This is a genomic window from Ferrovibrio xuzhouensis, from assembly GCF_042648965.1.
Taxonomy (GTDB): domain Bacteria; phylum Pseudomonadota; class Alphaproteobacteria; order Ferrovibrionales; family Ferrovibrionaceae; genus Ferrovibrio; species Ferrovibrio xuzhouensis.
Genome location: NZ_JBHRYJ010000001.1, coordinates 40085 through 64736, shown reverse-complemented (window position 1 = coordinate 64736; position 24652 = coordinate 40085). Strand labels below are relative to the sequence as shown.

Here is a 24652-nt window from a genome sequence, read left to right as displayed (position 1 = left end):
GGAATCGGGAGCGTTTTTTTTGTGTCTGAAGCACGGCAGGACAGGCAACAGGGCAGCAGCCGAGACAGGCGACAGACCGGAACGGGACAGATGGAGGCAGGACGATGAGTGCAGGATGGGCAGAAGAGAAGCAGGCTGCAGGTGCGATCGGCCGCCGCGGGCTGCTGCTGGCTGCGGTTGCCACGATGACGCTGGGCCTGGCCGGAATGGCGCAGGCGGCCAAGCTCGATGTCGAGAAGGACGAGCTGAAATTCGGCTTCATCAAGCTGACCGACATGGCGCCGCTGGCGGTCGCCAAGGAGAAGGGCTTCTTCGAGGACGAAGGCCTCTACGTCACGCTGGAACCGCAGGCGAACTGGAAAGTCCTGCTTGATCGCGTGATTACAGGCGAACTCGACGGCGCCCATATGCTGGCCGGCCAGCCGCTTGCCGCCACCATCGGCTTCGGCACCAAGGCGCATATCGTCACGCCGTTCTCGATGGACCTGAACGGCAACGGCATCACCGTCTCCAACGAAGTCTGGCAGATGATGAAGGCCCATATTCCGAACGGTCCGGACGGCAGGCCGCAGCATCCCATCAAGGCCACCGCGCTGAAGCCGGTGGTCGACAAGTTCAAGGCCGAGGGCAAGCCCTTCAAGATGGGCATGGTCTTCCCGGTCTCGACCCATAACTACGAGCTGCGCTACTGGCTGGCGTCGGGCGGCATCAACCCGGGCTATTACTCGAAGAGCGATATCTCCGGCCAGATCAAGGCCGACGCCCTGCTGTCGGTGACGCCGCCGCCGCAGATGCCCTCCACCCTGGAGGCCGGCACGATCAACGGCTACTGCGTCGGCGAGCCGTGGAACCAGCAGGCGGTGTTCAAGGGCATCGGCGTGCCGGTGATCACCGACTACGAGATCTGGAAGAACAATCCGGAGAAGGTGTTCGGCATCACGGCGGAATTCGCCGAGAAATACCCGAAGACCACGCTGGCGCTGACCAAGGCGCTGATCCGCGCGGCGATGTGGCTCGACGAGAATAACGATGCCAACCGCAAGGAAGCCGTGAAGATCCTGGCCAAGTCGGAATATGTCGGTGCCGATCCGGAGGTGATCGCCAACTCGATGACCGGCACCTTCGAATACGAGAAGGGCGACAAGCGGCCAGTGCCGGATTTCAACGTTTTCTTCCGCTACTTCGCGACCTATCCGTATTACTCGGATGCCGTCTGGTACCTGACCCAGATGCGCCGCTGGGGCCAGATCACCGAATTCAAGGCGGATGACTGGTATGCCCAGACGGCGAAAAGCGTCTATCGCCCCGACATCTACCTGAAGGCGGCCAAGATGCTGGTCGATGAAGGCAAGGCGAAGCAGCCCGACTTCCCCTGGGACAGCGATGGCTTTCGCAAGCCGACCGCCGAGTTCATCGACGGCATCACTTACGACGGCCGCAAGCCCAACGCCTATATCGACAGCCTGCCGATCGGCCTGAAGGGCAAGCAGGTGGTCGAGGGAACCGACGTCACCGGCGGCTGACGGATCACCGGGGTCGCCGTTGCGGCGGCTCCGGCCATTCCGCGGCAGAAGAGCACAGTCAGTGGAGCAGGGCATGAGCACGGCAAGCGAATATGCGGGGATCACCGGTGACGAGATGCGGCGCCGACGGCAGGAAAAGCTGTTCGCCCGGATCAACCGTACCGCGACCTACCTGAATGTCGTCGGTTTCGGCTGGTTGGTGCCGCTTCTCAAGATCGCCGCCGGCGACCATCCGCGCCACCAGCTGCGCGAGTTGCGCCAGCAGCTGCTGATCCCGCTGGTCGGCATCGCCGCCTTCCTCGCACTCTGGGCCGGGCTGGCGCCGCAGGTGCATACCTCGCTCGGTGCCATCCCGGGACCGGCCCAGGTCTGGGAGCAGGCGGTCAATCTCTACCAGGACCACAAGGCCGAACGTGCCAAGGAAGCGGCCTTCTACGCCCGCCAGGACGAGCGCAACCGGGAACTGGTCGCCGAGGGCAAGGCCGACCGGGTCAAATGGCGCAACTACACCGGCAAGGCGACCTATCTCGACCAGATCCTGACCAGCCTGAAGACCGTGGCGCTGGGTTTCATCATCGCGACCCTGGTGGCGGTACCGGTCGGCATCATGTGCGGCCTGTCGCGCTCGGTGAACGGCGCGGTCAACCCGCTGATCCAGATCTTCAAGCCGGTTTCGCCGCTGGCCTGGCTGCCGATCGTCACCATGACGGTCTCGGCACTCTATATCGATACGTCTGATGCCTTTCCGAAATCGCTGGTGATCTCGGCGATCACGGTAACGCTCTGCTCGCTGTGGCCGACGCTGATCAATACCACGCTCGGCGTCGTCTCGGTCGACAAGGACCTGATGAATGTCAGCCGCGTGCTGCGCCTGCCGACCTGGAAGACGGTGACCAAGCTGGTGCTGCCGTCGGCGCTGCCGCTGATCTTTACCGGCCTGCGCCTGTCGCTGGGCGTGGGCTGGATGGTGCTGATCGCCGCCGAGATGCTGGCGCAGAATCCGGGCCTCGGGAAATTCGTCTGGGACGAATTCCAGAACGGTTCGTCCTCGTCGTTGGCCCGCATCATCGTTGCCGTGCTGACCATCGGCATCATCGGCTTCCTGCTCGACCGTCTGATGTATGCCCTGCAGGCGGCCTTCACCTATTCGACCAACCGCTGAACAGAGAGGGGCGCGCAATGGCATTCCTCGAACTGAACGGCGTCAGCAAGGGATACGGCGCGGGCGCCAGCCGTACCGAGGTGCTGAGCGACATCAATCTCAAGATCGAGGAGGGCGAGTTCATCGCCATCGTCGGATTCTCGGGGTCGGGCAAGACCACGCTGATGTCGCTGGTCGCCGGACTGATCGCCCCGGATGCCGGCAGCCTGTCACTCAAGGGCAAACCGGTCACCGGACCGGGACCGGATCGCGGCCTGGTGTTCCAGAGCTATTCGCTGATGCCCTGGCTGACCGTTGCCGGTAATGTGGCGCTGGCGGTGGATGCCGTCTTCACCCGCGAGAGCAAGGCCGAGCGGGCGGCCCGCACGCGGCGCTATATCGAGATGGTCGGCCTCGGCCACGCGGCAGATCGCCGCCCGGCGGAACTGTCCGGCGGCATGCGCCAGCGCGTCGCCGTGGCCCGGGCGCTCGCCATGAGCCCCGATATCCTGCTGCTCGACGAGCCGCTCTCGGCGCTCGATGCGCTCACCCGCGCCAAGCTGCAGGATGAGATCGAGGCGATCTGGCAGCAGGACAGGAAGACCGTCCTGCTGATCACCAATGATGTCGACGAGGCGATTCTGCTGGCCGACCGCATCATCCCGCTGACACCGGGCCCGAAGGCGACGCTCGGCCGCGAATTCCGTGTCGACATGCCGCGGCCTCGCGACCGCACCGCCATCAACAGCGATGCCCGCTTCAAGGCCCTGCGACACGAGGTCACCGCCTACCTGATGGATCTGGCCATGGCACGCGAGGCGGCGGCGGCCGACGACGGCCGAGCGCTGCCCGATATCGCGCCGGTGGTGTTCGACTCCCGCCCGCCGCGGGCTTATCGGGCCGCCGCGGCCTCGCCGATCCAGGACCGCTATGTCGATTTCTCGCAGGTCCGCAAGATCTATCCGACGCCGAAGGGCCCGCTGACCGTGGTCGAGGACTTCGACCTGAAAATGAAAAAGGGTGAATTCGTCTCGCTGATCGGCCATTCCGGCTGCGGCAAGTCGACCGTGCTGTCCATGGTGGCGGGTCTCAGCGAGATTTCCGGCGGCGGCATCATCCTCGACGGCAAGGAGGTCTGGGGGGCGGGACCGGAACGCGCCGTCGTCTTCCAGGCGCCATCGCTGGTGCCCTGGCTGACCGCGCGCGACAACGTGGCGCTCGGCGTCGACCGGGTCTATCCGAAGGCGAGCGCGGCCGAACGGCGCGACATCATCGAATATTACCTCGCCCGCGTCGGACTGGGCGATGCCATGGACAAGCCGGCGGCCGACATGTCGAACGGCATGCGCCAGCGCGTCGGCATCGCCCGCGCGTTTGCCCTGTCGCCCAAGCTGCTGCTGCTCGACGAGCCCTTCGGCATGCTCGACAGCCTGACCCGCTGGAGCCTGCAGGAGGTGCTGATGGATGTCTGGTCGCGCACCCAGGTAACGGCGATCTGCGTCACCCACGACGTCGACGAGGCGATCCTGCTGGCCGACCGTGTGGTGATGATGACCAACGGCCCGCAGGCCCGCATCGGCAACATCATGCAGGTCGACCTGCCGCGGCCGCGCAGCCGCAAGGCGCTGCTGGAGCATGCGCGCTATTACGACTACCGCGCCGAACTTCTGTCCTTTCTCGAGGAATACGAAGGCGGCGCCCATGGCAAACAGAAGGCGAAACAGCCCGGCGATGCGGTCGTCGGCCGGGCGGCGTGACGGAGGCGGCAATGGCACAGAAACTCGTCATCATCGGCAATGGCATGGCGCCCGGGCGCATGCTGGAGCATCTGCTGGAAGTCGCGCCGGACCGGTATGACGTGACCATCTTCAATGCCGAACCGCGGGTCAATTACGACCGCATCATGCTGTCGCCGGTGCTCTCGGGCGAGAAAACCTACGAGCAGATCGTCATTCATGGCGATGGCTGGTACATCGAGCATGGCATCACCCTCTACAAGGGCATGCGCATCGCCGCCATCGACACCGCGGCAAAGACGGTGACGGCCGAGAACGGCCAGGTCGAGGCTTACGACAAGCTGGTGATCGCCACGGGCTCGCTGCCGTTCATCATCCCGGTGCCTGGCCATACCCTGCCCGGCGTGCTGACCTACCGCGATCTCGACGACGTCGATGCCATGCTGATTGCCGCGAAGGCGCGCGGCAATGCCGTGGTGATCGGCGGCGGCCTGCTTGGTCTTGAGGCGGCTGCCGGCCTGGCCGAACAGGGCATGCAGGTTACCGTCGTGCACCTGATGCCGACCCTGATGGAGCGCCAGCTCGATCCGGCTGCCGGCTACCTGCTGAAGCGTGCCGTCGAGCAGCGTGGCATCAAGGTGCTGACCGCCGCCAACACCAAGGCGATCATCGGCACCAACCGCGTCGAGGCGGTGGAGCTGGACGACGGCAGCCGCATCCCGGCTGACCTCGTAGTCATGGCGGCCGGCATCCGCCCGAACGGGGCGCTTGCCAAGGCAGCCGGCCTGGCCGTTAACCGCGGCATCGTCGTCGACGACCAGATGCGCACGTCGGACCCGGACATTTTTGCGCTCGGCGAATGCGCCGAACACCGCGGCGTCGCCTATGGCCTGGTCGCGCCGCTCTACGAGATGGCCGGCGTTCTGGCCCGGACCCTGGTCGGCGAGGGCGCCGCCTATGGCGGCTCGGTCACCGCCACCAAGCTGAAGGTAACCGGCATCGACCTCTATTCGGCCGGCGATTTTGCCGATGCCAGGGACCGCGACGAGATCGTGCTGCGCGATGCGGCGGCCGGCATCTACAAGAGGCTGGTGCTGCAGAACGGCCGCATCATCGGTGTCGTGCTCTATGGCGACACCGCCGACGGGGCCTGGTTTTTCGACCTGCTGAAAAAACAGGCCGACATCTCCGAGATGCGCGACACGCTGATCTTCGGCCGCGGCTTCGTCGGGGGCGTCCCGCAGGACCCTGTGGCGGCCGTTGCATCCCTGTCGGATGACATGGAGATCTGCGGCTGCAACGGCGTCTGCAAGGGCAAGATCACCGCGGCAATCACCGCCAAGGGGCTGACCAGCCTCGACCAGGTGCGTGCCCATACCAAGGCCTCGGCCTCCTGCGGCACCTGCACCGGGCTGGTCGAACAACTGCTGGCGCTGACGCTCGGCGATGGCTACAAGCCGGCCGAACTGACGGCGATGTGCGGCTGCACGGATCTCGGCCATGACGAGGTGCGCCGCCTGATCGTCGCCCGCGAACTGAAGTCGATCCCGGCGGTGATGCAGGAACTGGAGTGGAAGACCTCCTGCGGCTGTTCCAAATGCCGGCCGGCGCTGAACTACTACCTGATCGCCAGCTGGCCCGGCGAATACGTCGACGACAGCCAGTCGCGCTACATCAACGAACGCGCCCACGCCAATATCCAGAAGGACGGCACATATTCCGTCGTGCCGCGCATGTGGGGCGGGGTGACCAGCGCCAAGGAACTGCGCGCCATCGCCGATGTGGCGGATAAATACAACATCCCCACTGTCAAGATGACCGGCGGCCAGCGTGTCGATCTGCTCGGCGTGAAGAAGGAAGACCTGCCCGGCGTCTGGGCCGACCTCAATGCGGCCGGCATGGTCTCGGGCCATGCCTATGGCAAGGCGCTCAGGACGGTGAAAACCTGTGTCGGCAGCGAATGGTGCCGTTTCGGCACCCAGGATTCGACCGGGCTCGGCATCAAGCTGGAGAAATTCGCCTGGGGCAGCTGGACGCCGCACAAGGTGAAGCTGGCGGTCTCCGGCTGTCCGCGCAACTGCGCCGAGGCCACCGTGAAGGATATTGGCGTTGTCTGCGTCGATTCCGGCTATGAGCTGCATATCGCCGGTGCCGCCGGCCTGCACGTCAAGGCAACCGTCCTGCTGTGCAAGGTCGCCAGCGAGGATGAGGTGCTGGAATATACCGGTGCCATCATGCAGCTCTATCGCGAGCAGGCGCATTACCTCGACCGTATTCATAAATGGGTCGACCGTGTCGGCCTCGACACGGTGAAGCAGCAGATCGTCGCGGATACCGAACGCCGGCATGCGCTGTTCAGCCGCTTCGTGCATGCCCAGAGCTTCGCCCAGATCGACCCCTGGGCCGAACGCGCCGGCGGCGCCCATGCCCATGAATACAAGCCGATGGCCGACCTGCGCCTGCGGGAGGCCGCGGAATGAACCTGATCCTGACACGTGCGGATACGGAGACTATGACGGACAGCGACTGGATCGAGGTCGGCAGCCTCGAGGATATTCCGCGCCGTGGCGCGCGGCTGGTGAAGACGACGCGCGGCGATGTCGCGGTGTTCCGCACCATGGACGATGCGGTCTTCGCCCTCGACGACCGCTGCCCGCACAGCGGCGGGCCGTTGTCGCAGGGCATCGTGCAGGGCCATGCGGTCACCTGCCCGCTGCACAACTGGCTGATCAGCCTGGAAACCGGCGAGGCACAGGGCGCCGACCAGGGCTGCACTCACCGGATCGCCGTGCGGCTCGACGGCGACCGCATCCAGCTCGCTCGCGCCGACCTGCTGCAGCGGAGCGCCTGACCGCCATGCTGCAGCGCATCGCCAGCAAGACGCGCACCACCTGCCCCTATTGCGGGGTGGGCTGCGGTCTAGTGGTGCGCCGCGCGGCTGAGGATGGCGCGGTCAGCGTGGCCGGCGATCCGGATCATCCGGCCAATGCCGGCCGGCTCTGCTCCAAGGGTTCGGCACTGGCGGAAACCCTGTCGCTCGACGACCGGCTGCTGCATCCGCTGGTCAACGGCCAGAAGGTCGGCTGGGACACGGCAATCGATCTGGTCGCCGACCGGTTTGCGCAGACCACCGCCGAGCACGGTCCGGATTCAGTTGCCTTCTATGTTTCGGGTCAGCTGCTGACTGAGGATTACTACGTCGCCAACAAGCTGATGAAGGGCTTCATCGGCTCGGCCAATATCGACACCAATTCGCGACTCTGCATGGCCTCCTCGGTGGCCGGCCACAAGCGCGCCTTCGGCAGCGACACGGTGCCCGGCACCTACAGCGATCTCGACAGTGCCGATCTGGTGGTGCTGGTCGGCTCCAACCTCGCCTGGTGTCATCCGGTGCTGTTCCAGCGGCTGCTGGCGGCCAAGGCGGCCCGGCCGGAGATGGTGATCGTCGTTGTCGATCCGCGCCGCACCATGACGGCGGAAGCCGCCGACCTGCATCTGGCGCTCAAGCCCGGCACCGATGTTGCTCTGTTCAACGGCCTGCTGGCGCATCTGGCGGCATCGCAGGCCGTCGACGGCGTTTTCACCGCGCAGCATACCGCCGGTTTCGATGCGGCGCTGGCGGCACTCGATGGCGCCGGCCTGGCCGAGACCGCTGCGGTCACCGGCCTGCCGGTGGCCGACCTGAATGCTTTCTATGACCTGTTCCGCCGCACCGGGAAGGTGGTCACCGCCTATTCGCAGGGCGTCAACCAGTCTTCCGCCGGCACCGACAAGGTCAACAGCATCATCAACTGCCATCTCTATACCGGGCGCATCGGCCGGCCCGGCATGGGGCCGTTTTCGATCACCGGCCAGCCCAATGCCATGGGCGGGCGCGAGGTCGGCGGGCTGGCGAACCAGCTCGCCTGCCATATGGAGCTCGACAACCCCGAGCATCGCCGGATCGTGCAGGATTTCTGGCAGGCGCCGCGCATGGCGTCGCGGCCGGGCCTCAAGGCGGTCGACCTGTTCGAGGCAGTGCGCGCCGGCAAGGTGAAGGCACTGTGGATTGCGGGCACCAATCCGGTCGACAGCCTGCCCGATGCGGATCGCGTGCGCGCCGCGCTGGCCGCCTGTCCCTTCGTGGTGGTTTCCGATGTCGCCCGCCATACCGACACCACGGCACTGGCCCATGTGCTGTTGCCGGCGGCGGCCTGGGGCGAGAAGGACGGCACGGTGACCAATTCCGAGCGGCGTATCTCGCGCCAGCGCGGCTTCCTGCCGCTGCCGGGCGAGGCGCAGCCCGACTGGTGGATCTTTGCCGCGGTCGGTCGCGGCATGGGCTGGGCGGAGGCCTTCGCCTACCGCAATGCCGCCGAAATCTTCGCCGAATATGCCGCGCTGTCGGGTTTCCGCAATGCCGGCACGCGCGACTTCGACATTTCGGCCCATGCCGGCATCACCCGCGATGCTTATGACAGCTTGCCCCCGTTCCAGTGGCCGCTGCCTGCGGCAGGGCAGCCCGGCATCGATGGCGAGAAGCGCTTCTTCGCTGCCGGCGGCTTTTTCACGCCCGACCGTCGCGCCCGTTTCGTGCCGACCCCGTTCCGCCCGGCGCGCGGCGCGACCGACGAGCGCTTTCCGCTGGTGCTCAACACCGGCCGCATCCGCGACCAGTGGCACACCATGACCCGCACGGCCAAGACGTCGCGCCTGATGGCCCATATCGCCGAGCCTTTCGTCGAGCTGCATCCCGACGATGCCGCCGCCTGTGGCATCGCGCCGGGTGGGCTGGCGGTGGTCGAAAGCGCTCATGGCCATGTCATCGTGCGGGCCGACATCACACCGGCGCAGCGGCCGGGCAGTGTTTTCGTGCCGATGCACTGGACCGACCAGCTCAGCGCTGCCGGCCGCATCGATGCGGTGGTCAACGCCCATACCGATCCGGTCTCGGGCCAGCCGGAACTGAAATTCACCCCGGTGCGGGTGCGGCCGTTCGCAGCCGCCTGGCATGGCTTCGCCCTTGTGGCCGCACGCCCGTCGGGCCTCGCCACGGCCTACTGGGCGGTCGCGCCGGTCAAGGGTGGCGGCTGGCGCATCGAGCTGGCGGATACGACCACGCCGGAAGACTGGGACGTCTTTGCCGGCGAGCTGCTGGGCAGCACAGGTGCGGCTGACAGTGACATGCTCGCCTATCATGATGGTGCGGCCGGGCAGCATCGCTACGCGGCATTCCGTGACGGCTGCCTCAGCGGTGCGCTGTTCGTGGCGCCGCAACCGGTGTCGGCTGCGCGCAACTGGCTGATTGGCCGGATTGGGCAAAAGGTCGCCGATCCGCGCGACCGCCTGCGGCTGCTGGCCGGCCGGGCCGGCGAGGCAGGCGCCGATCATGGTGTGGTCGTCTGCAGCTGCTTCGAGGTCGGCGTGAATCAGATCGCCACGGCGATCGCCCAGGGCTGCCACAGCGTGGAGGCAGTCGGCGCCGCGCTGCAGGCCGGCACCAATTGCGGCTCCTGCCGCAGCGAGATCCGGAAACTGATCAATGCCAGACAACAGCTCCAGAACGCCGGCTGACGCCGCGCCCGCCCGTATCCGCCCGCTAACGCGGCTGCCGGTCTTCCTCGACCTGCAGGATCGCCCGGTGCTGGTCGCCGGCGGCAGCGATGCCGCGGCCTGGAAGGCCGAGTTGCTCGCCGCGGCCGGGGCGCGGGTCACGGTCTTCGCCACGGCACCCGGCGCCGTTCTGCTGGCGCTGACGACACAGGCGCTCGATGCGGGCAGCGTCGCCGTCGTGGAGCGTGACTGGCAGCCGGCGGATTTCGCCGGCATGGCGCTGGCGATTGCCGACTGCGCCTATGACGACGCTGCGGTCCGGTTTCGTGCCGCGGCACAGGCTGCCGGGATTCCCTCCATGGTGATCGACACGCCGGCGCACAGCGATTTCCAGTTCGGCGTTATCGTCAACCGCTCGCCGGTGGTGATCGGGATTTCGACCGCCGGTGCGGCGCCGGTGCTGGGCCAGGCAATCCGTCGGCGCATCGAAACCCTGCTGCCGCATGACCTTGCCACCTGGGCCGCCGCCGCGGCGCGCATCCGCGGCCGCATCGCCCGCCTGCTGCCGACCACGGCGGCCCGGCGGGCCTTCTGGGAAAGGGCGTCCGAGCGCATCTTCGCCGGTTTGCCGGGTGCCGCCACGGATGATGCGCTGCTGGCTCTGGCCGGCAGCGATGGTGCAGCCGGCGGTCGCGTGACCATGGTCGGTGCCGGCCCGGGCGATGCCGAGCTGTTGACGCTGCAGGCCATGCGCGCGCTGCAGGCCGCTGACATCATCCTGTTCGACGATCTGGTCTCGGCCGAGGTGCTCGAACTCGCGCGCCGCGAGGCGAAACGCATGATGGTCGGCAAGCGCGGCCGTCGCGCCAGTTGCCGCCAGGATGACATCAACGCGCTGATGGTGCGGCTGGCCCGCCAGGGCAAGCATGTCGTGCGGCTGAAATCCGGCGATCCGATGATCTTCGGCCGCGCCGGCGAGGAAATCGCCAGCCTGCGCGCCGCCGGTATTCCGGTCGAGGTGGTGCCCGGCATCACCGCCGGCATCGCCGCCGCGTCGCGGCTCGGCGTCTCGCTGACCCATCGCGACCATGCCCATTCGGTACGCTTTGTCACCGGCCATGCCCGCGACGGCAGCCTGCCAGAGGACCTCGACTGGCGTGGCATCGCCGATGCGGAAACCACGACGATCTTTTACATGGGTGGCCGCACCGCGCCGGAGATCGCTGCGCGGCTGCTGGCCGAAGGCCTGCCGGCCGGCACGCCGGTGGTGGCGCTGGCCTCGGTATCACGTGCCGACGAGCAGCGCTGGCAGGGCAGCCTGCGTGACCTTCTTGAAGTACCACCGTTCCGCGACAGCGCGGCACCGGTGCTGATCGGCGTCGGCCGCAGCTTTGCTGCTGTGGTTGCTGCCGCCGGCATCGACGGCGAGAGTGATGTGCGCACCGCCTAGAGCGGCAGCCGCATGCTGTGCTTGACCTCTTCCATCACCGCATAGGTGTGGGTCTCGCGCACGCCGGGCAGGCTGGTCAGCGAGGCGCCGAGGAATTGCCGGTAGGCTTCCATGTCGCGCACCCGCACCTTGATCAGGTAATCGAAGCCGCCGGCCACCATGTGGCATTCCAGCACTTCGGGCATCTCACGCACCGCGCGGGCGAACTGGTCGAACACGTCGGGCGTGGTGCGGTCGAGCACGATCTCGACGAAGACCAGCAGGCCGCGATCAAGCTTCTGCGGATCGAGCAGCGCGGTGAAGCCACGGATCAGGCCCTGCTGGCGCAGCCGGCGGACGCGCTCGAAACAGGCCGCCGGGCTCAAACCCACCAGCTTGGCCAGCGCCGCATTGCTGATCCGGCCGTCATCCTGCAGGGCGGCGAGGATGCGCCGGTCCGATTCGTCAATATTCGGAATTTCCATGATTTTTCCGAAGAAACACTGATAGGAACGGCATTATAATCAAAAATACTAAGGAAAATAAGAAAAAATACGAAGCACATTTTGCATGGCCAATGCTACTCCGAAGCCGTCCCCCCGGAGATTCCAGCCATGACGATCAGTGCCGCCTACCGCGCCCCCGAACCCGATCTGCTGCTGCCGCTGATGCGGGCGGCCGGGGTCGATCCGGCCACCCGCCAGCGCATCGTGGCGCGTGCCGGCATGCTGGTCGCCGCCATGCAGAAGGCCGCCGCCACAGCCGGCGGGCTGGCGCAGTTCCTCAACGAATACCGCATCTCGACCACCGAGGGTGTCGTGCTGCTCTGTCTGGCAGAGGCCTTCCTGCGCATCCCCGATGCCGAGACTGCCGACCGCCTGATCCGCGACAAGCTCGGCCCCGCCGACTGGCAGGCGCATCTCGGCCAGTCCTCGGCGTTCTTCGTCAATGCCTCGACCCTGGCGCTGACCATCACCGGGCGGCTGCTGTCGCGCGGCGAGACCGACGGCATCCTTAAGGACATGGTGGCGCGGCTCGGCGAGCCGGTGATCCGCCGCGCGGTGCGCATGGCCATGCATCTGATGGGCGGCCAGTTCGTCATGGGCCGTACGATAGAGGAGGGCCTGAAGCATGCCGCTGCCTTCGAGGCGCGGGGCTTCCGGCATTCCTTCGACATGCTGGGCGAGGGGGCGAAGACCGCCCCCGATGCCGCACGCTATCTCGATCATTACCGGCAGGCCATCGCGGCGCTGGGGCGTCACGCCAAGCCCGGCGACCTGCTGGGCAGTCCCGGTCTCTCGGTGAAACTCTCGGCGCTGCATCCGCGTTATGAGCCGGCCCAGCGCGACCGCGTGCTGCGCGAGCTCGGCCCCGTGCTGGTCTCGCTCGGCGTGGCGGCCCGAGATGCCGGGATCGGGCTGACCGTCGATGCCGAGGAAAGCGAGCGGCTGGAGCTGTCGCTGGAACTGTTTGCACTGGCCGCCCGCACACCGGAACTGCGGGGCTGGGACGGGCTCGGCCTTGCCGTGCAGGCCTACCAGAAGCGTGCGCCGGCGGTGCTCGACGGGTTGGAGGCACTGGGCGCCGAAACCGGCCGGCGGATTTTCGTGCGGCTGGTCAAGGGCGCCTACTGGGACAGCGAGATCAAGCGCAGCCAGGAACGCGGCCTCGCCGGCTATCCGGTCTTCACCCGCAAGGCGGCCACCGATGTCTCTTATCTGGCCTGTGCGCGGCGCATGCTTGATGCACCACATCTCTATCCGGCCTTCGCCACCCATAACGCGCTGACGGTGGCGACGTTGCTCGAATGGGCGGACGAGCGCCGCGATTTCGAGTTCCAGCGCCTGCACGGCATGGGCGAGGGTCTCTACGAGACCCTGCTGGCCGGCGACAGCCGGCTGTCGTGTCGCACCTATGCGCCGGTCGGCAGCCACGAGGAGCTGCTGGCCTATCTGGTGCGCCGCATCCTCGAGAACGGCGCCAATTCCTCCTTCGTCCATGGCATCCAGGAGGCGCATCTGTCGCTCGATACCCTGCTCGCCGATCCGGTGGCGCAGGTGGCCGCGATGCAGGCGCAGCCGCATCCGCGCATTCCGCTGCCGGCCGCGCTCTATGGCACGGAGCGGCGTAATTCCACCGGCCTCGACCTCAGTGACGATGCCGTCGCGGCTCCTTTGCTCGCCGGCCTGGCCGCAGCCTGGGAAAAACCGTGGGCTGCTGCGGCGCTGGTGGATGGGCGTGAAACCGGCGCGGCGCCCGTGCCGCTGTTCGATCCGGCCGCGCCCGGGCGGCTGGTGGCGGAGGTGCGTGCCGCGACGGCCGGGGATGCCGCGCGGGCAGTCGATATCGCTGCCGCCGCGCAGCCGGGCTGGGATGCGGCCGGTGCCGCCCGTCGCGCCGCCTGCCTGCGTCGTGCCGCCGACCTGCTGGACCAGCGCATGACGGAGTTCATGGCGGTGGCGATCCGCGAGGCCGGCAAGACCATTCCCGATGCCGTGGCGGAGGTGCGTGAGGCGGTCGATTTCCTGCGCTACTACGCGCTACGGGCCGAGGCCGATTTCGCAGCCGTCGAGCTGCCGGGTCCGACCGGCGAGGAGAACCGGCTGTTCCTTGTCGGGCGCGGCGTCTGTGCCTGCATCAGCCCGTGGAATTTCCCGCTGGCGATCTTCATCGGGCAGGTGGCAGCGGCGCTTGCCGCCGGCAATGCGGTGGTTGCCAAGCCGGCGCCGCAGACACCGGTGATGGGCTGGCATGCCGTGCGCCTGCTGCACGAGGCCGGGGTGCCGGTCGATGTGTTGCATCTGCTGCCCGGCGGGCCGGAGGTTGGCGCCGCGATCCTGGCGCATCCGCTGGTCCGTTGCGTCGCTTTCACCGGCTCGACGGTGACGGCGAAACGCATCAACCGCCAACTGGCCGAGAGCGATGGCCCGATCATTCCGCTGATTGCCGAGACCGGCGGCCAGAATGCCATGATCGTCGATTCCTCGGCCCTGCCCGAGCAGGTGGTGAACGACCTGATCGTCTCGGCGTTCCAGTCGGCGGGCCAGCGCTGTTCGGCGGCCCGCGTGCTGTTCGTGCAGGAGGATATCGCCGACCGCGTCGAAAACATGCTGTTCGGCGCCATGGACGAACTTGTACTCGGCGATCCCGGCCGGCTGGCCACCGACATGGGCCCGGTGATCGACCAGGCGGCACAGCAGCGGCTGCTCGATCATCTGGAACGTTTCAGCGACCGGCTGGCGCACCGGCTGGCGGCGCCGCAGGAGTCCGGCTGGTTCGTGCCACCGGCGGCGATCCGGCTCGACGACCTGTCGGCTTTGCAGGGTGAGGTGTTCGGCCCGGTGCTGCATATCCTGCGCTGGCAGGCCGGCCATCTCGACCGTGTGATTGCTGCGATCAACGGCACCGGATTCGGTCTGACGCTGGGCATCCACAGCCGTATCGGCGAGACGGTGGAGCAGGTGCGCCGCCAGGCGCGGGTCGGCAACATCTACGTCAACCGTTCGATGATCGGGGCCGTGGTTGGCGTGCAGCCCTTTGGCGGCGAGGGACTGTCGGGCACCGGACCAAAGGCCGGCGGGCCGAACTATCTCAGGCGATTCGCCACCGAACGGGTGGTGTCGACCGATACCACCTCGGCCGGCGGCAATGCCTCGCTGATGGCGATGGAGGCGGTCTGACGATCGCGCGGCGATTCTGGCATCGATCTTGCCTGTCAGGATGCCAGTATCACGTTACAGGGTTGTCATGGTTCTCTACACGCCGCCGGGCCCCGCCCGGGAAGTGCCGGTCATCGACATTGCGCCGAGTCTCGGCGATGCCGATGACGAGTCGTGCCGTGCGGTTGCCTGGCAGATCCACAAGGCTTGCCGCGATACTGGCTTTTTCTATGTCGCCGGCCATGGTGTTCCGGCGGCACTGATCGCCGGACAGTTCGACTGGGCACGCCGGTTTTTTGCCCTGCCGCTGCCTGCAAAACTGGCATTGCACATGAACCGTTCGCGGAGCTTTGCCGGCTACGAGCCGATGGCCGGCCAGACACTGGATGCGGAGTCGCCACCCGACCTGAAGGAGGGCTATTACTACACGGCCGATCTGCCGGACGATGATCCCTATGTGCAGGCCGGCATTCGCGGCTATGGCGGCAACCAGTGGCCGCCGGAGACGGACGGTTTCGACGCCGCGGGCTTTGCGGCACAGATGCGGGCCTATTACGCCGCCCTGTGCAATCTTGGCGACCGGCTGCTGCGGCTGCTGGCGCGGTCGCTCGACCTGCCGGCCGGTTTCTTTGAACCGATGTACCGGCGCCCGGAAGCCGTAATGCGCCTGCTGCATTACCCGCCGCATCCAACCGGCGCCCGTCCCAACCAGCTCGGTGCCGGAGCGCATACCGACTGGGGCGGCATCACCCTGCTGGCGCAGGACGATGCCGGCGGCCTGGAAGTGATGAACACGGCGGGTGACTGGATTCTGGCGCCGCCGTTGCCCGGCACCTTCGTGGTCAATCTCGGTGACCTGGTGCAGCGCTGGACCAATGACCGCTATCGCTCGAACATGCACCGGGTGCTCAATCGCGGTGCGGGCAGCGGGCGCGACCGTTATTCGGTGCCGTTCTTCTATACGCCGGACCATCATGCACGGATCGACTGCCTGCCGGGCTGCAGCGACATGGAAAATCCGCCGCGCTATCAGCCCTGCACTGCCGGCGAGCATATGATGGAGATGTTCAATCGCTCCTACGGCCGGAAGGCCGGCTAGCACCATGGCCGAAGTTCGCCTCGCCTATGTCAACCTGTTCGCCCGCGACTTCGTCGGGCTTGCGCATTTCTATAAGGATCTGTTCGGCTTCCCGGAGATCGTGGCGCATCGCTCGCCGATCTACCGCTGTCTCGATGCCGGCGGCGTCGAGCTCGGCTTCAACGCCGACGCGGCCTACGACCTGCTGGCGCTGGCGGACCGCCGTTCGCCGGACAGTGACTGGCCGATGCCGGTGGGCTGCTATTTTACCGTCGAGGTCGGCAGCACTGCGGTGGTAGAGGCGCTGGCGTCGCAATGCGTGGCGCTGGGCGGCCGTATCTGCAAGGCACCCTACCTGACCTACTACAATACCCGCCAGGCCGTGCTGGCCGATCCCGAGGGGAACATCTTCCGCGTCAACCACCGGCTTGCAGCACCTGCAGCCTGACCCTGTGATGCGCCCCCTGTGACCTGTCGTCACGGGAATGTCACGGCAGGTCACACAGACCGCATGGTTTTGTCGCATGGCACAATATCACCGACCCCATATGGGAGGGGATCGCGTAAAGCGGTCCTGTCCGTCACAACGATGGAGTCAAAAAGATGAAACGCACACTCGCTGTCGCCTCCACGCTGGCCATCGCCCTTGCCACGTCCGGCCTTGCGGCCGCGCAGGAGAGGGCCCAGACCGCGCCTTCGGCGCCGTCGGGCATGACCACGCCGATGACCGCCGATGCGGCCGGCCAGGCCATCCCCGCCAACAAGCTGGTCGGCGCCGATGTCACCAACACCTCGAACGAGCGGGTCGGTTCGGTGAACGAACTGCTGCTGAACAAGTCCGGCCAGGTGCAGGGGCTGGTGGTCTCGGTCGGCGGCTTCCTCGGCGTCGGCGACCGTAAGGTGGTCCTGCCGTGGGACGACCTGACGATCAGCCGCAACGGCGATCAGGTGGTTGCCGTTGCCTCGGCGACCAAGGACCAGCTCAAGGCAATGCCGGAATATCAGCCGCCGAAGCGGGCGGCCACGACGCAGCCGATGGATTCGCCGGCGCGCTCGTCATCGACGATGACCAAGTAGTCATCACGGCAAAACAGGAGGGCCGCCCGGTTCCTGCCGGGCGGCCTTTTCGCGTCAGCAGCTCTCGTTGCTGAACAGCGAGACCGGCTGGCGGGCGCCGTAATTGGCGGTCAGCGCCGTCATGGCGCCGGTGCGGCCATAGCCGGTGCCGAGCTGGCTCTGCTTGGTGGCACCACGGATGATCGCATCCAGCAGCATCTTGTTGGCGTCGCGGGCAACCCGGACCGCCATCTCGTTCTTCTTGCCGATGGCTTTCATGTCCGCCAGCAGGTCTTCCAGCTTCTGGCGGTCGGCCTCGGGCGCGGTTTTCAACGCCTCCGGATTTTCTTTCAGCACCTGCTGCCGTTCGCGCAGCAGCCCGGCGATGACGCGCTTGCGGTCGGTCAGCTTCTCGAGGCCGTCATAGACATGGGTGTTGAGGATGGTGATTTCCTGCTGCATCAGGTCGCGCAGCTGGATCACCAGGGTGCTGAGTTCTTCCACGGTTGGCGGCACGGCGCCGGCGCCATGGTTATCGGTCATGCGCGGGCGCGCGGTCTGGGCCTGCTCGGGGCGATGCGGCGCCGTGTGATGGGATGGCTTGTTCATTGGGCAGCCTCCTGGATCTTCAGCATCTGGGAATAAACCATCTTGGAAATGCCGATGCCGCCATTCTTGGCCATCTCGCGGCCGTACTGGTCGTTGAGGAACGAGCGCCAGGTGGCTTCGCCCTTGCCGCCGCCAAACGGGCCGTCGGTCTTGATGCCGGCGGACATGAACTCGAACATCTGCGACATGAAGAAGGCTTCGAAGTCCTGTGCGGTCTTGCGGGCCTTGTCTTCGCTGCTGCCGGCGACCGGCTGGCCGCCGCGGGCGGATTGCGCCCGCGCCTGGGCTACGGCGTAGCTGTTGACGGCGGGAGAGGCGAGCATCGCGTCGGTCATGGCGGCCTCACATCACCTGCAGTTCGGCCTGCATCGCGCCGGCGGCCTTGATTGCCTGCAGGATGGTGATCATGTCGCGCGGGCCGACGCCGAGGGCGTTGAGGCCATCGACCAGTTCGCGCAGCGAGACACCGCGGGGCAGGATACCGAGGCGACGGTTGGACTGATCGTCGACCTGGATGTCGGTGCGCGGCACCACCACGGTCGAGGCACCGCCGGCAGCTCCGCCGGCAACAGTCGGCGTGCCGGTGCCGGGCACGGCCTGGGTGATGGTGTCGAACACGAAGTTGCCCGAGGCGTCCTTGACCGGCTGGCCGTCGGGGCCGATGCGCGGCACCTGCACGGTCCCGGTCGACGCCGAGGTGCCGGCGATGCCCGGGATGGCGGTGGCGCCCGGCGAGAAGGGCAGCGGCTGCGACACCTGCGGCGTCTCGGTGATGCGGACGGTCAGCGAGCCCTGGGCGATGGCGACGGTGTCGATGCGGACGTTCGGGCCCATCACGATGGTGCCGGAGCGTTCGTCGATGACGACACGGGCCATCTGGTCGGGCTCGACCTGCAGCTGCTCGATTTCCGTCATGAAACCGATCACGTCGTTATGCCAGCGCGGCGGGATGTCGACGTTGACGGTGGTCGGATCCAGCGCACGCGCGGTCGGCACGCCGGCCAGTGTGGAGATCGCCTGGCTGATGCGGCGGGCCGTGGTCAGGTCGGGGTTGCGCAGCGCCAGCCGCAACACCGGCAGCGAGGCGAGGTCGAAGCCGACCTCGCGTTCGACGATGGCACCGTTGGCGATGCGGCCCGAGGTGGGCACGCCGCGCGTCACCGTCGCGGCGGCGCCTTGGGCCTTGAAACCGCTGATCGCCACCGCGCCCTGGCCGACGCCGTAGACCTCGCCATCGGCACCGAGCAGGGGGGTAACCAGCAGGGTGCCACCCTGCAGGCTTTTCGCGTCGCCCATGGTGGAGACGCTGATGTCGATGCGGCTGCCCTGACGGGCAAAGGCCGGCAGGGTCGCCGTCACCATGACGGCGGCCAGGTTGTTGGTGCGGTAGGTGCCGGCGTCGCGGATATTGACGCCGAAGCGCTCCAGCATGGCCTGCAGGCTCTGCTTGGTGAACGGGGCGTTGGTCAGGCTGTCGCCGGTGCCGTCGAGGCCGACCACGAGGCCGTAGCCGACCAGCATGTTGTCGCGGATGCCCTCGAAATCGGCGATATCCTTGATGCGCGAGCCGGCCTGGGCCGGGCCGGCCAGCCCGATCAGGACGGTAGCGGCGGCCAGCAGCGCGGCGGCGGGGCCGGTGATCAACGGTCGGATGAAGCGGGTCATCATCGCATCTGCCTCTGAAAACACTCCGGCATGGCCGGCAATTCCTGTGTCCGGTGATGCGAGTTCTGTGCCAGATATCAATTCATTGATTTTAAAGGGATATTTATTGTTAATGGGCCTGCCGGGCGGCAAAAAATGCCGCCTTTACCTAGGCAGTCTTATCAGGCACCATGCGCGGCAGGACGATTAGAGAATTCCATGAGCATCAACAAGATAGATGGCCCCGGCGGCGTTAAGCCGGGAGCCCCCAAACGCGCCGGTGGTACCGGCGCGACCGGTGGCACCAGCTTTGCCAGCCTGCTCAAGGAAACCGAGAAGTCCTCCGGCCAGGTCAACCAGGCGGCGCCGATGGCGGCGCTGGATGCCATGCTGGTGGTGCAGGCAGTGGACGAGCAGGGTGGTGGCCGGCAGAACCGCCAGCGTGCCTTCCGCCGCGGCTCGACCCTGCTCGAGAAGCTCGACGAAATCCGCCACGGGCTGCTCGAGGGCAGCATCCCGGCCAGCCAGCTGCAGGCCCTGGCCAAGGCGCTCCGCAGCGAGAAAATGGCGGTCGAGGATCCCCAGCTGGCGGAACTTCTGGGCGAGATCGAGCTGCGCTGCGAGGTCGAATTGGCCAAGCTCGGCCTCTGAATTTCCCGCGACTTACACATTTTTATCATAAAATCAAAGACTTCCGGATCGCGAGTAGTTCTTGCCCGGATCGGAGTCGATTCATATACTCCGCGCGCCGCGGCCGGGGATTCCGGAGTCGTCGCGGCGCCGTTGGAGGGTCTCGCATGGGAATCCAGTTGAAGGCAAATTATCGACCAACCGAGAGTGAACCCTTCATGAACCCGCGCATGAAGGAATACTTCCGCCGCAAGCTGCTGGCTTGGAAAGACGACATTCTGCGGGAATCGAACCAGACCCTGCAGCATCTGCAGGAAGACACCACCCAGGAGCCGGATATCGCGGACCGTGCTTCGGTCGAGACCGACCGGGCCCTGGAACTGCGCACCCGCGACCGCCAGCGCAAGCTGATCTCCAAGATCGATGCCGCGATGAAGCGGCTGGAGGATGGCTCCTACGGCTATTGCGAGGAGACCGGCGAGCCGATCTCGCTGAAGCGTCTCGAGGCGCGCCCGATCGCGACCCTGTCGATCGAGGCGCAGGAGCGCCATGAGCGTCGTGAGCGGACCCACCGCGACGACATGTAGTCCGGGCTTCCCGTCGAAGCCAAAACGAAAAGGCCGGTCTTCTGACCGGCCTTTTGCGTTTCTTCGTGCCCTGGCTTCTGCCGCGGCCCACATTCTGCGGGCCTGACGCTCCTTCTGGCGTGCCCGGATCATCCGGGCAGGGCCGCACTCTGCACTTAATCAGAACGGGAAGATCGCATCGTAGACCTGCTGGCCCCAGCGGGCCTGCTGTACATCGGTCAGCTGGCCGCGGCCGCCGTAGGAGATCCGCGCTTCGGCCATCTGGGTGTGATTGATCGTGTTGGTCGAGCTGATGTCCTCCGGCCGCACGATGCCCTGCACCAGCAGCTCGCGGATCTCGTTGTTGACGCGGATTTCCTGGCGGCCCTGGATCACCAGGTTGCCGTTCGGCAGCACCTGGGTGACCAGGCCGGCGACATTCACCGTGATCTGCTCCTGGCGGTTGATCTGGCCTTTGCCCTGCACCTGCGAGGCGGCCGAGCCGTCGACCAGCGTCGATGGCGTGGCGCCGTTGAAGATCCGGCTGATGGCACCGGTTTCCAGGCCGAGGAAGTTGGTCAGGCCGGCGCTTTCGCTGTTGTCGCGCGACGTGGTCGTGTTGTTCTGCACGTTCGCCTTGTCCTGGATATTGATGTTCACCGTCAGGATGTCGCCGACCCTGGCGGCGCGCTGGTCCTTGAAGAACTGGCGGGCGCCGGGACGCCACAGCGAATTGGCCTGGCGCGGGGCGACTTCGGCGGCCGGCATCGGCATGCTGACCGGGCGATAGCCACGCTCCTCCGTCGGGTTGTCGAGCTTGGTCATCTGCGGCGGCTGGCCGAGATCGGCGAGGCGGCTGAGGTTGCAGGCGCCGAGCATCAGGGCGAGGCCGGTCAGGGTTGCCAGGCGGAGCGGGATCGAGTGGCGGGTCATGGCAGGAGTCCTTGTCTAGCAGTCTGCCGGGATCAGTTCGTGACAATCACGCGCGGCGCGGTCACCACTTCGACCTGATCGGGGCCGATGACGGTGGCCTGCACCTTTTGCTTGCTCTGGACGTTCATCACCAGGATCACGTCGCCGATGCCGCCGGCATCGAGAGCGCGGCCGGTGGTGGTGATCACCAGGCCGGGGCCCTGGGCGATCATGGTGACGAGGCCGTTCTTCGACACCACTTCCGGGCGGCCCAGGTCGCTGCTGCGGATCGGCTCGCCGGTGCGCAGCGGACGCCGCGGGCTCTGGCCGACCAGTTCATTCACCTTGTCGACATAGCCGCCACCGTAGCGGCCGGCGGGAACCTGCACCCATTCGATGTCGCTGCGGCTGATGGTATCGCCGGGCGGGACGCGATTCTTCAGCACCGGGATCGATTCAATCGGCGTGGCGCGGCCGCTGACGCGGGTCGAGTCCTTGCTGCCGGGGAAAGCGAGGTCGGCGATGAAGCGGCCACTGCGGGCATCGTAGGAAAAGGCGATGACCTGCAGGGTCGCCGGGCTGCCGGCGGGGACCTCGATGGCGTTGTCATAGCCGTGGAAGGCGACCTCGACCCGCTGGCCGCCGTTGCGCTGGGTGATCAGCTCGGCGATGCGGTGGCCGATTTCCTGCTCGCCGATGAAGCGTGGCAGGCTGGCGGGGACGGCCTGCACGGCCGCGACCCGGGTCTGGGCGATGGCGCCGGCGGGCAGGCCGATCATGGTGGCGGCCAGCCCGGCGAAAACCAGAGTGCGAAGCGATGTCATGTCCGTTCTCCCGATCCTTCAGGCGACCCGTCGTTACGACTTCAGCCGGCTGGAGACCTGCAGCATTTCGTCCGAGGTGGTGATCACCTTCGAGTTCATTTCATAGGCGCGCTGGGCGCTGATCAGATTGGTGATTTCCTGCACCGGATTGACGTTCGACGTCTCCAGGTAGCCTTGCCGCAGCGAACCGAAGCCGATGGCGTTCGGGTTGCCGACCGTCGGCTGGCCCGAGGCGGCCGTCTCGAGGAACAGGTTGTCGCCCTGCGCATCGAGGCCGGCCTCGTTGACGAAGGTCGCCAGCTGGATCTGGCCGAGCTGCTGCGGCTGCGCCTGGCCGGCGATCTGCGCCTCGACGATGCCGGTGGCATCGATGTTCACCGACAGGGCGCCCTGCGGCACTGTGATGCCCGGCTGCAGGGTATAGCCGTCGGCGGTGACGATGTTGCCGGTCGGATCAAGCTGGAACGAGCCGGCGCGGCTGTAAGCGGTCTCGCCCGACGGCAGGGTGATCTGGAAATAGCCCTTGCCGCTGATCGCGATATCGTAGGGGTTGCCGGTCGAGGTCAGGTTGCCCTGTTCGTTGATGCGGTAGACGCCGGCCGCACGCACACCCACGCCGATCTGGATACCCGAGGGCACGATGGTGTTGGCATCTGACGAGGTGACGCCGGGGCGGCGCAGGTTCTGGTAGAGCAGGTCCTGGAATTCGGCGCGCTGGCGCTTGAACCCCGTGGTGCTCATGTTGGCGATGTTATTCGAGATGACCTCAACATTGAGCTGCTGGGCCAGCATGCCGGTAGCACCGGTATTGAGCGAACGCATGTGCGGTCTCCTCGTCTGATCCGTTACGCGCTCTTGCCGAGCCGCTGGATGGCGTTACGCACCCGGCTGTCTTCGCTGTCGAGAAGATCCTGGGTGCTCTGATACTGGCGCATGAGTTCGATCATGCTGCTCATTTCGGTGATCGGTTCGACGTTCGAGTCTTCCAGCGCGCCCTGCTGCAGGGTGCTGGTGGCCGGCGCCGCCGTCGGGGTCTGGGTGGTGGCGTAGAGGCCCTGCGCGGTCTTGCGCAGTTCCTGCTGGTTGGCAAAGGACACCAGATCGATCTTGCCGAGCTGCTGCTGGCCCATCGTGACAGTGCCATCGGTGGCGATGTTGGGGGCATCCTGGCTGCCGGCCGGCAGCACGATTTCCCGGCCACGGTCGTCGAGGACGGGGTGCCCGCCCGAGGTCACCAGGCGGCGGTCGGCGTCCATGCGCAGGTGGCCGTCACGGGTGTAGCGGCGGCCCTGCGGGGTGTCGACGGCCATGTAGCCGCTGCCGTTGATGGCGATATCGAGGGTATTGCCGGTTTCCTGGATCTTGCCGACCCGGGTATCGCGCAGCACGCCGAAGTCGGTGACAAAGCTGGTCTTTTCACCGAAAGCCGGGCCCTTGAGGTATTCCTCGAACATGACCCGTTCGCCCTTGTAGCCGTTGGTGTTCATGTTCGCCATGTTGTTGGCGATCACGTCCATCTCACGACGCATGGTCGACAGGCGGGACAGTCCGATATAGGTCGTATTCTCCATGGCTCCAAACTCGCGGTTAGCCGTTTCTGGCCTTCCTGTTGCAGAGCCCGTGCCAAGTCATAATTTGGCTGTAAATCGGCAAAAAATTCGAATTAATTAGGCGGATGGCCCGGTCCCGATTACACCATTCGGACGTCACCCGGCAAAAACTGCCGGGCGGTGACAAAGTGTTAACTGAGGCCGCTTACCAATGGCAGTCTAGGACGGACCGGGGGTCCGAAGGATGCTGCAGGCATGAGTGACGAGACCGAAGGCCAGTTCGAAGGCGAAGACGGCGCCGGCGAGGGCGGGAAGAAGAAGCGCGGCAAGCGCGCGATCCTGTTCATCATTATCGGCGTCGTGCTGCTGCTGGTGCTCGGCGGCGGCGGGGCGGCGTATTTCTTCCTGTTTGCCGGCAAGCATCATGAGGAAGAGGTCAAGCCGCTGCCTCCGAAAGTGACGGTTTTCTACGATCTGCCCGATATCCTGGTGAATCTGAACTCGAGCGGCCGCCAGGCCTCCTATCTCAAGCTGAAGGTATCGCTCGAGCATAACGATCCGCTGGCAACGCCGAAACTGAACGAACTGCTGCCGCGGATTATCGACAATTTCCAGATCTATCTCCGGGAACTGCGCCCCGATGATCTGGTCGGCTCGGCCGGATTGTACCGGCTGAAAGAGGAACTGCTGATTCGTGTCAATCAGGCGGTTGCCCCGATCAAGATCAACGATGTGCTGTTCAAGGAGATGTTGATCCAGTGAT

The 24652-nt window shown here is 66.3% G+C and carries 22 protein-coding genes; 14 read left to right on the top strand and 8 right to left on the bottom strand.

All coding sequences use genetic code 11. From position 1 onward, the window contains the following. The first annotated feature begins 104 nt into the window (after positions 1-104). The 7 genes from ACFOOQ_RS00305 to cysG all read left to right on the top strand — a co-directional run bounded on the left by ACFOOQ_RS00305 (position 105) and on the right by cysG (position 11382). Entirely contained in the window at positions 105-1523 is a 1419-nt protein-coding gene (locus ACFOOQ_RS00305; protein WP_379720036.1) for a CmpA/NrtA family ABC transporter substrate-binding protein, read from the top strand. A 73-nt stretch (positions 1524-1596) separates the two neighbouring features. Then, on the top strand, positions 1597-2685 hold the full coding sequence (locus tag ACFOOQ_RS00300) for an ABC transporter permease (RefSeq protein WP_379720033.1): 1089 nt from the start codon (positions 1597-1599) through the stop codon (positions 2683-2685). A gap of 17 nt (positions 2686-2702) precedes the next feature. Beyond that, a complete protein-coding gene (locus ACFOOQ_RS00295) occupies positions 2703-4421 on the top strand; it encodes an ABC transporter ATP-binding protein (protein ID WP_379720030.1) in 1719 nt (572 codons plus the stop codon). Positions 4422-4432: 11 nt separating this feature from the next. After that, on the top strand, positions 4433-6880 hold the full coding sequence (nirB, locus tag ACFOOQ_RS00290) for a nitrite reductase large subunit NirB (protein ID WP_379720027.1): 2448 nt from the start codon (positions 4433-4435) through the stop codon (positions 6878-6880). Positions 6881-6912: 32 nt separating this feature from the next. Beyond that, the gene (nirD, locus tag ACFOOQ_RS00285; RefSeq protein ID WP_379720024.1) at positions 6913-7251 is read left to right on the top strand and encodes a nitrite reductase small subunit NirD; all 339 of its coding nucleotides are present in this window, start codon (positions 6913-6915) and stop codon (positions 7249-7251) included. A 5-nt stretch (positions 7252-7256) separates the two neighbouring features. After that, positions 7257-9953, top strand: coding sequence for a nitrate reductase (locus ACFOOQ_RS00280; RefSeq protein ID WP_379720021.1), 2697 nt, complete (start codon positions 7257-7259; stop codon positions 9951-9953). Then, on the top strand, positions 9922-11382 hold the full coding sequence (gene cysG, locus ACFOOQ_RS00275; protein ID WP_379720018.1) for a siroheme synthase CysG: 1461 nt from the start codon (positions 9922-9924) through the stop codon (positions 11380-11382). Before ACFOOQ_RS00280 ends, cysG begins: the two co-directional genes overlap by 32 nt. On the opposite strand, the gene ACFOOQ_RS00270 is transcribed toward cysG, so the two are convergent. Beyond that, complete coding sequence (locus ACFOOQ_RS00270; protein ID WP_379720015.1) at positions 11379-11846, bottom strand: Lrp/AsnC ligand binding domain-containing protein; 468 nt, start codon at positions 11844-11846, stop codon at positions 11379-11381. The two genes, cysG and ACFOOQ_RS00270, sit on opposite strands and share 4 nt — an antisense overlap. Before the next feature lie 129 nt (positions 11847-11975). Here ACFOOQ_RS00270 and putA point away from each other — a divergent pair, with 129 nt between their 5' ends. The 4 genes from putA to ACFOOQ_RS00250 all read left to right on the top strand — a co-directional run bounded on the left by putA (position 11976) and on the right by ACFOOQ_RS00250 (position 17175). Continuing rightward, positions 11976-15041 carry a bifunctional proline dehydrogenase/L-glutamate gamma-semialdehyde dehydrogenase PutA gene (putA, locus tag ACFOOQ_RS00265; protein WP_379720012.1) on the top strand — a complete coding sequence of 1022 codons (3066 nt, stop codon included), beginning with the start codon at positions 11976-11978 and terminating at the stop codon, positions 15039-15041. Positions 15042-15108: 67 nt separating this feature from the next. Then, positions 15109-16119: an isopenicillin N synthase family dioxygenase gene (locus ACFOOQ_RS00260; protein ID WP_379720009.1), complete on the top strand. Its 1011-nt coding sequence runs from the start codon at positions 15109-15111 to the stop codon at positions 16117-16119. A gap of 4 nt (positions 16120-16123) precedes the next feature. Continuing rightward, positions 16124-16546: a VOC family protein gene (locus ACFOOQ_RS00255; RefSeq protein ID WP_379720005.1), complete on the top strand. Its 423-nt coding sequence runs from the start codon at positions 16124-16126 to the stop codon at positions 16544-16546. Positions 16547-16701: 155 nt separating this feature from the next. After that, the gene (locus ACFOOQ_RS00250) at positions 16702-17175 is read left to right on the top strand and encodes a PRC-barrel domain-containing protein (protein ID WP_379720002.1); all 474 of its coding nucleotides are present in this window, start codon (positions 16702-16704) and stop codon (positions 17173-17175) included. Positions 17176-17229: 54 nt separating this feature from the next. Here ACFOOQ_RS00250 and ACFOOQ_RS00245 read toward each other — a convergent pair whose 3' ends face one another. The 3 genes from ACFOOQ_RS00245 to ACFOOQ_RS00235 are packed head-to-tail and all read right to left on the bottom strand — an operon-like array spanning position 17230 to position 19428. After that, entirely contained in the window at positions 17230-17763 is a 534-nt protein-coding gene (locus ACFOOQ_RS00245) for a hypothetical protein (RefSeq protein WP_379719999.1), read from the bottom strand. Continuing rightward, positions 17760-18098 carry a rod-binding protein gene (locus tag ACFOOQ_RS00240; protein ID WP_379719996.1) on the bottom strand — a complete coding sequence of 113 codons (339 nt, stop codon included), beginning with the start codon at positions 18096-18098 and terminating at the stop codon, positions 17760-17762. The genes ACFOOQ_RS00245 and ACFOOQ_RS00240 overlap by 4 nt, the downstream gene beginning before the upstream one ends. A 7-nt stretch (positions 18099-18105) precedes the next feature. After that, the gene (locus ACFOOQ_RS00235) at positions 18106-19428 is read right to left on the bottom strand and encodes a flagellar basal body P-ring protein FlgI (RefSeq protein WP_379725274.1); all 1323 of its coding nucleotides are present in this window, start codon (positions 19426-19428) and stop codon (positions 18106-18108) included. Positions 19429-19626: 198 nt separating this feature from the next. Here ACFOOQ_RS00235 and ACFOOQ_RS00230 point away from each other — a divergent pair, with 198 nt between their 5' ends. Together ACFOOQ_RS00230 and dksA are read left to right on the top strand one after the other, a co-directional pair. Then, entirely contained in the window at positions 19627-20058 is a 432-nt protein-coding gene (locus ACFOOQ_RS00230) for a flagellar assembly protein FliX (RefSeq protein ID WP_379719993.1), read from the top strand. A gap of 146 nt (positions 20059-20204) precedes the next feature. Continuing rightward, on the top strand, positions 20205-20624 hold the full coding sequence (dksA, locus tag ACFOOQ_RS00225; RefSeq protein WP_379719990.1) for an RNA polymerase-binding protein DksA: 420 nt from the start codon (positions 20205-20207) through the stop codon (positions 20622-20624). Positions 20625-20783: 159 nt separating this feature from the next. On the opposite strand, the gene flgH is transcribed toward dksA, so the two are convergent. The 4 genes from flgH to flgF are packed head-to-tail and all read right to left on the bottom strand — an operon-like array spanning position 20784 to position 23910. Beyond that, positions 20784-21536 (bottom strand): flagellar basal body L-ring protein FlgH, encoded by a 753-nt coding sequence (gene flgH, locus ACFOOQ_RS00220; RefSeq protein WP_379719987.1) that lies wholly within the window; start codon positions 21534-21536, stop codon positions 20784-20786. 32 nt (positions 21537-21568) lie between these two features. Then, positions 21569-22339, bottom strand: a complete 771-nt coding sequence (gene flgA / locus ACFOOQ_RS00215) for a flagellar basal body P-ring formation chaperone FlgA (RefSeq protein WP_379719984.1) — start codon at positions 22337-22339, stop codon at positions 21569-21571. A gap of 33 nt (positions 22340-22372) precedes the next feature. Then, positions 22373-23161: a flagellar basal-body rod protein FlgG gene (gene flgG / locus ACFOOQ_RS00210; RefSeq protein WP_379719981.1), complete on the bottom strand. Its 789-nt coding sequence runs from the start codon at positions 23159-23161 to the stop codon at positions 22373-22375. Positions 23162-23184: 23 nt separating this feature from the next. Further along, positions 23185-23910: a flagellar basal-body rod protein FlgF gene (gene flgF, locus ACFOOQ_RS00205; protein ID WP_379719978.1), complete on the bottom strand. Its 726-nt coding sequence runs from the start codon at positions 23908-23910 to the stop codon at positions 23185-23187. A 234-nt stretch (positions 23911-24144) separates the two neighbouring features. Here flgF and ACFOOQ_RS00200 point away from each other — a divergent pair, with 234 nt between their 5' ends. After that, complete coding sequence (locus tag ACFOOQ_RS00200) at positions 24145-24651, top strand: flagellar basal body-associated FliL family protein (protein ID WP_379719975.1); 507 nt, start codon at positions 24145-24147, stop codon at positions 24649-24651. The last annotated feature ends 1 nt before the right edge of the window (position 24652 follow it).

Excerpts from the sequence above, each read along its gene's own strand:
- putA (WP_379720012.1), top strand. The coding sequence starts at position 11,976 with ATGACGATCAGTGCCGCCTACCGCGCCCCCGAACCCGATCTGCTGCTG.
- flgF (WP_379719978.1), bottom strand. The coding sequence starts at position 23,910 with ATGGAGAATACGACCTATATCGGACTGTCCCGCCTGTCGACCATGCGT.
- ACFOOQ_RS00200 (WP_379719975.1), top strand. The coding sequence starts at position 24,145 with ATGAGTGACGAGACCGAAGGCCAGTTCGAAGGCGAAGACGGCGCCGGC.
- flgG (WP_379719981.1), bottom strand. The coding sequence starts at position 23,161 with ATGCGTTCGCTCAATACCGGTGCTACCGGCATGCTGGCCCAGCAGCTC.
- ACFOOQ_RS00255 (WP_379720005.1), top strand. The coding sequence starts at position 16,124 with ATGGCCGAAGTTCGCCTCGCCTATGTCAACCTGTTCGCCCGCGACTTC.
- ACFOOQ_RS00235 (WP_379725274.1), bottom strand. The coding sequence starts at position 19,428 with ATGACCCGCTTCATCCGACCGTTGATCACCGGCCCCGCCGCCGCGCTG.
- ACFOOQ_RS00240 (WP_379719996.1), bottom strand. The coding sequence starts at position 18,098 with ATGACCGACGCGATGCTCGCCTCTCCCGCCGTCAACAGCTACGCCGTA.
- ACFOOQ_RS00305 (WP_379720036.1), top strand. The coding sequence starts at position 105 with ATGAGTGCAGGATGGGCAGAAGAGAAGCAGGCTGCAGGTGCGATCGGC.
- ACFOOQ_RS00250 (WP_379720002.1), top strand. The coding sequence starts at position 16,702 with ATGAAACGCACACTCGCTGTCGCCTCCACGCTGGCCATCGCCCTTGCC.
- nirB (WP_379720027.1), top strand. The coding sequence starts at position 4,433 with ATGGCACAGAAACTCGTCATCATCGGCAATGGCATGGCGCCCGGGCGC.
- ACFOOQ_RS00270 (WP_379720015.1), bottom strand. The coding sequence starts at position 11,846 with ATGGAAATTCCGAATATTGACGAATCGGACCGGCGCATCCTCGCCGCC.
- nirD (WP_379720024.1), top strand. The coding sequence starts at position 6,913 with ATGACGGACAGCGACTGGATCGAGGTCGGCAGCCTCGAGGATATTCCG.
- ACFOOQ_RS00230 (WP_379719993.1), top strand. The coding sequence starts at position 19,627 with ATGAGCATCAACAAGATAGATGGCCCCGGCGGCGTTAAGCCGGGAGCC.
- dksA (WP_379719990.1), top strand. The coding sequence starts at position 20,205 with ATGGGAATCCAGTTGAAGGCAAATTATCGACCAACCGAGAGTGAACCC.
- cysG (WP_379720018.1), top strand. The coding sequence starts at position 9,922 with ATGCCAGACAACAGCTCCAGAACGCCGGCTGACGCCGCGCCCGCCCGT.
- flgH (WP_379719987.1), bottom strand. The coding sequence starts at position 21,536 with ATGACCCGCCACTCGATCCCGCTCCGCCTGGCAACCCTGACCGGCCTC.
- flgA (WP_379719984.1), bottom strand. The coding sequence starts at position 22,339 with ATGACATCGCTTCGCACTCTGGTTTTCGCCGGGCTGGCCGCCACCATG.
- ACFOOQ_RS00260 (WP_379720009.1), top strand. The coding sequence starts at position 15,109 with ATGGTTCTCTACACGCCGCCGGGCCCCGCCCGGGAAGTGCCGGTCATC.
- ACFOOQ_RS00280 (WP_379720021.1), top strand. The coding sequence starts at position 7,257 with ATGCTGCAGCGCATCGCCAGCAAGACGCGCACCACCTGCCCCTATTGC.
- ACFOOQ_RS00300 (WP_379720033.1), top strand. The coding sequence starts at position 1,597 with ATGAGCACGGCAAGCGAATATGCGGGGATCACCGGTGACGAGATGCGG.
- ACFOOQ_RS00245 (WP_379719999.1), bottom strand. The coding sequence starts at position 17,763 with ATGAACAAGCCATCCCATCACACGGCGCCGCATCGCCCCGAGCAGGCC.
- ACFOOQ_RS00295 (WP_379720030.1), top strand. The coding sequence starts at position 2,703 with ATGGCATTCCTCGAACTGAACGGCGTCAGCAAGGGATACGGCGCGGGC.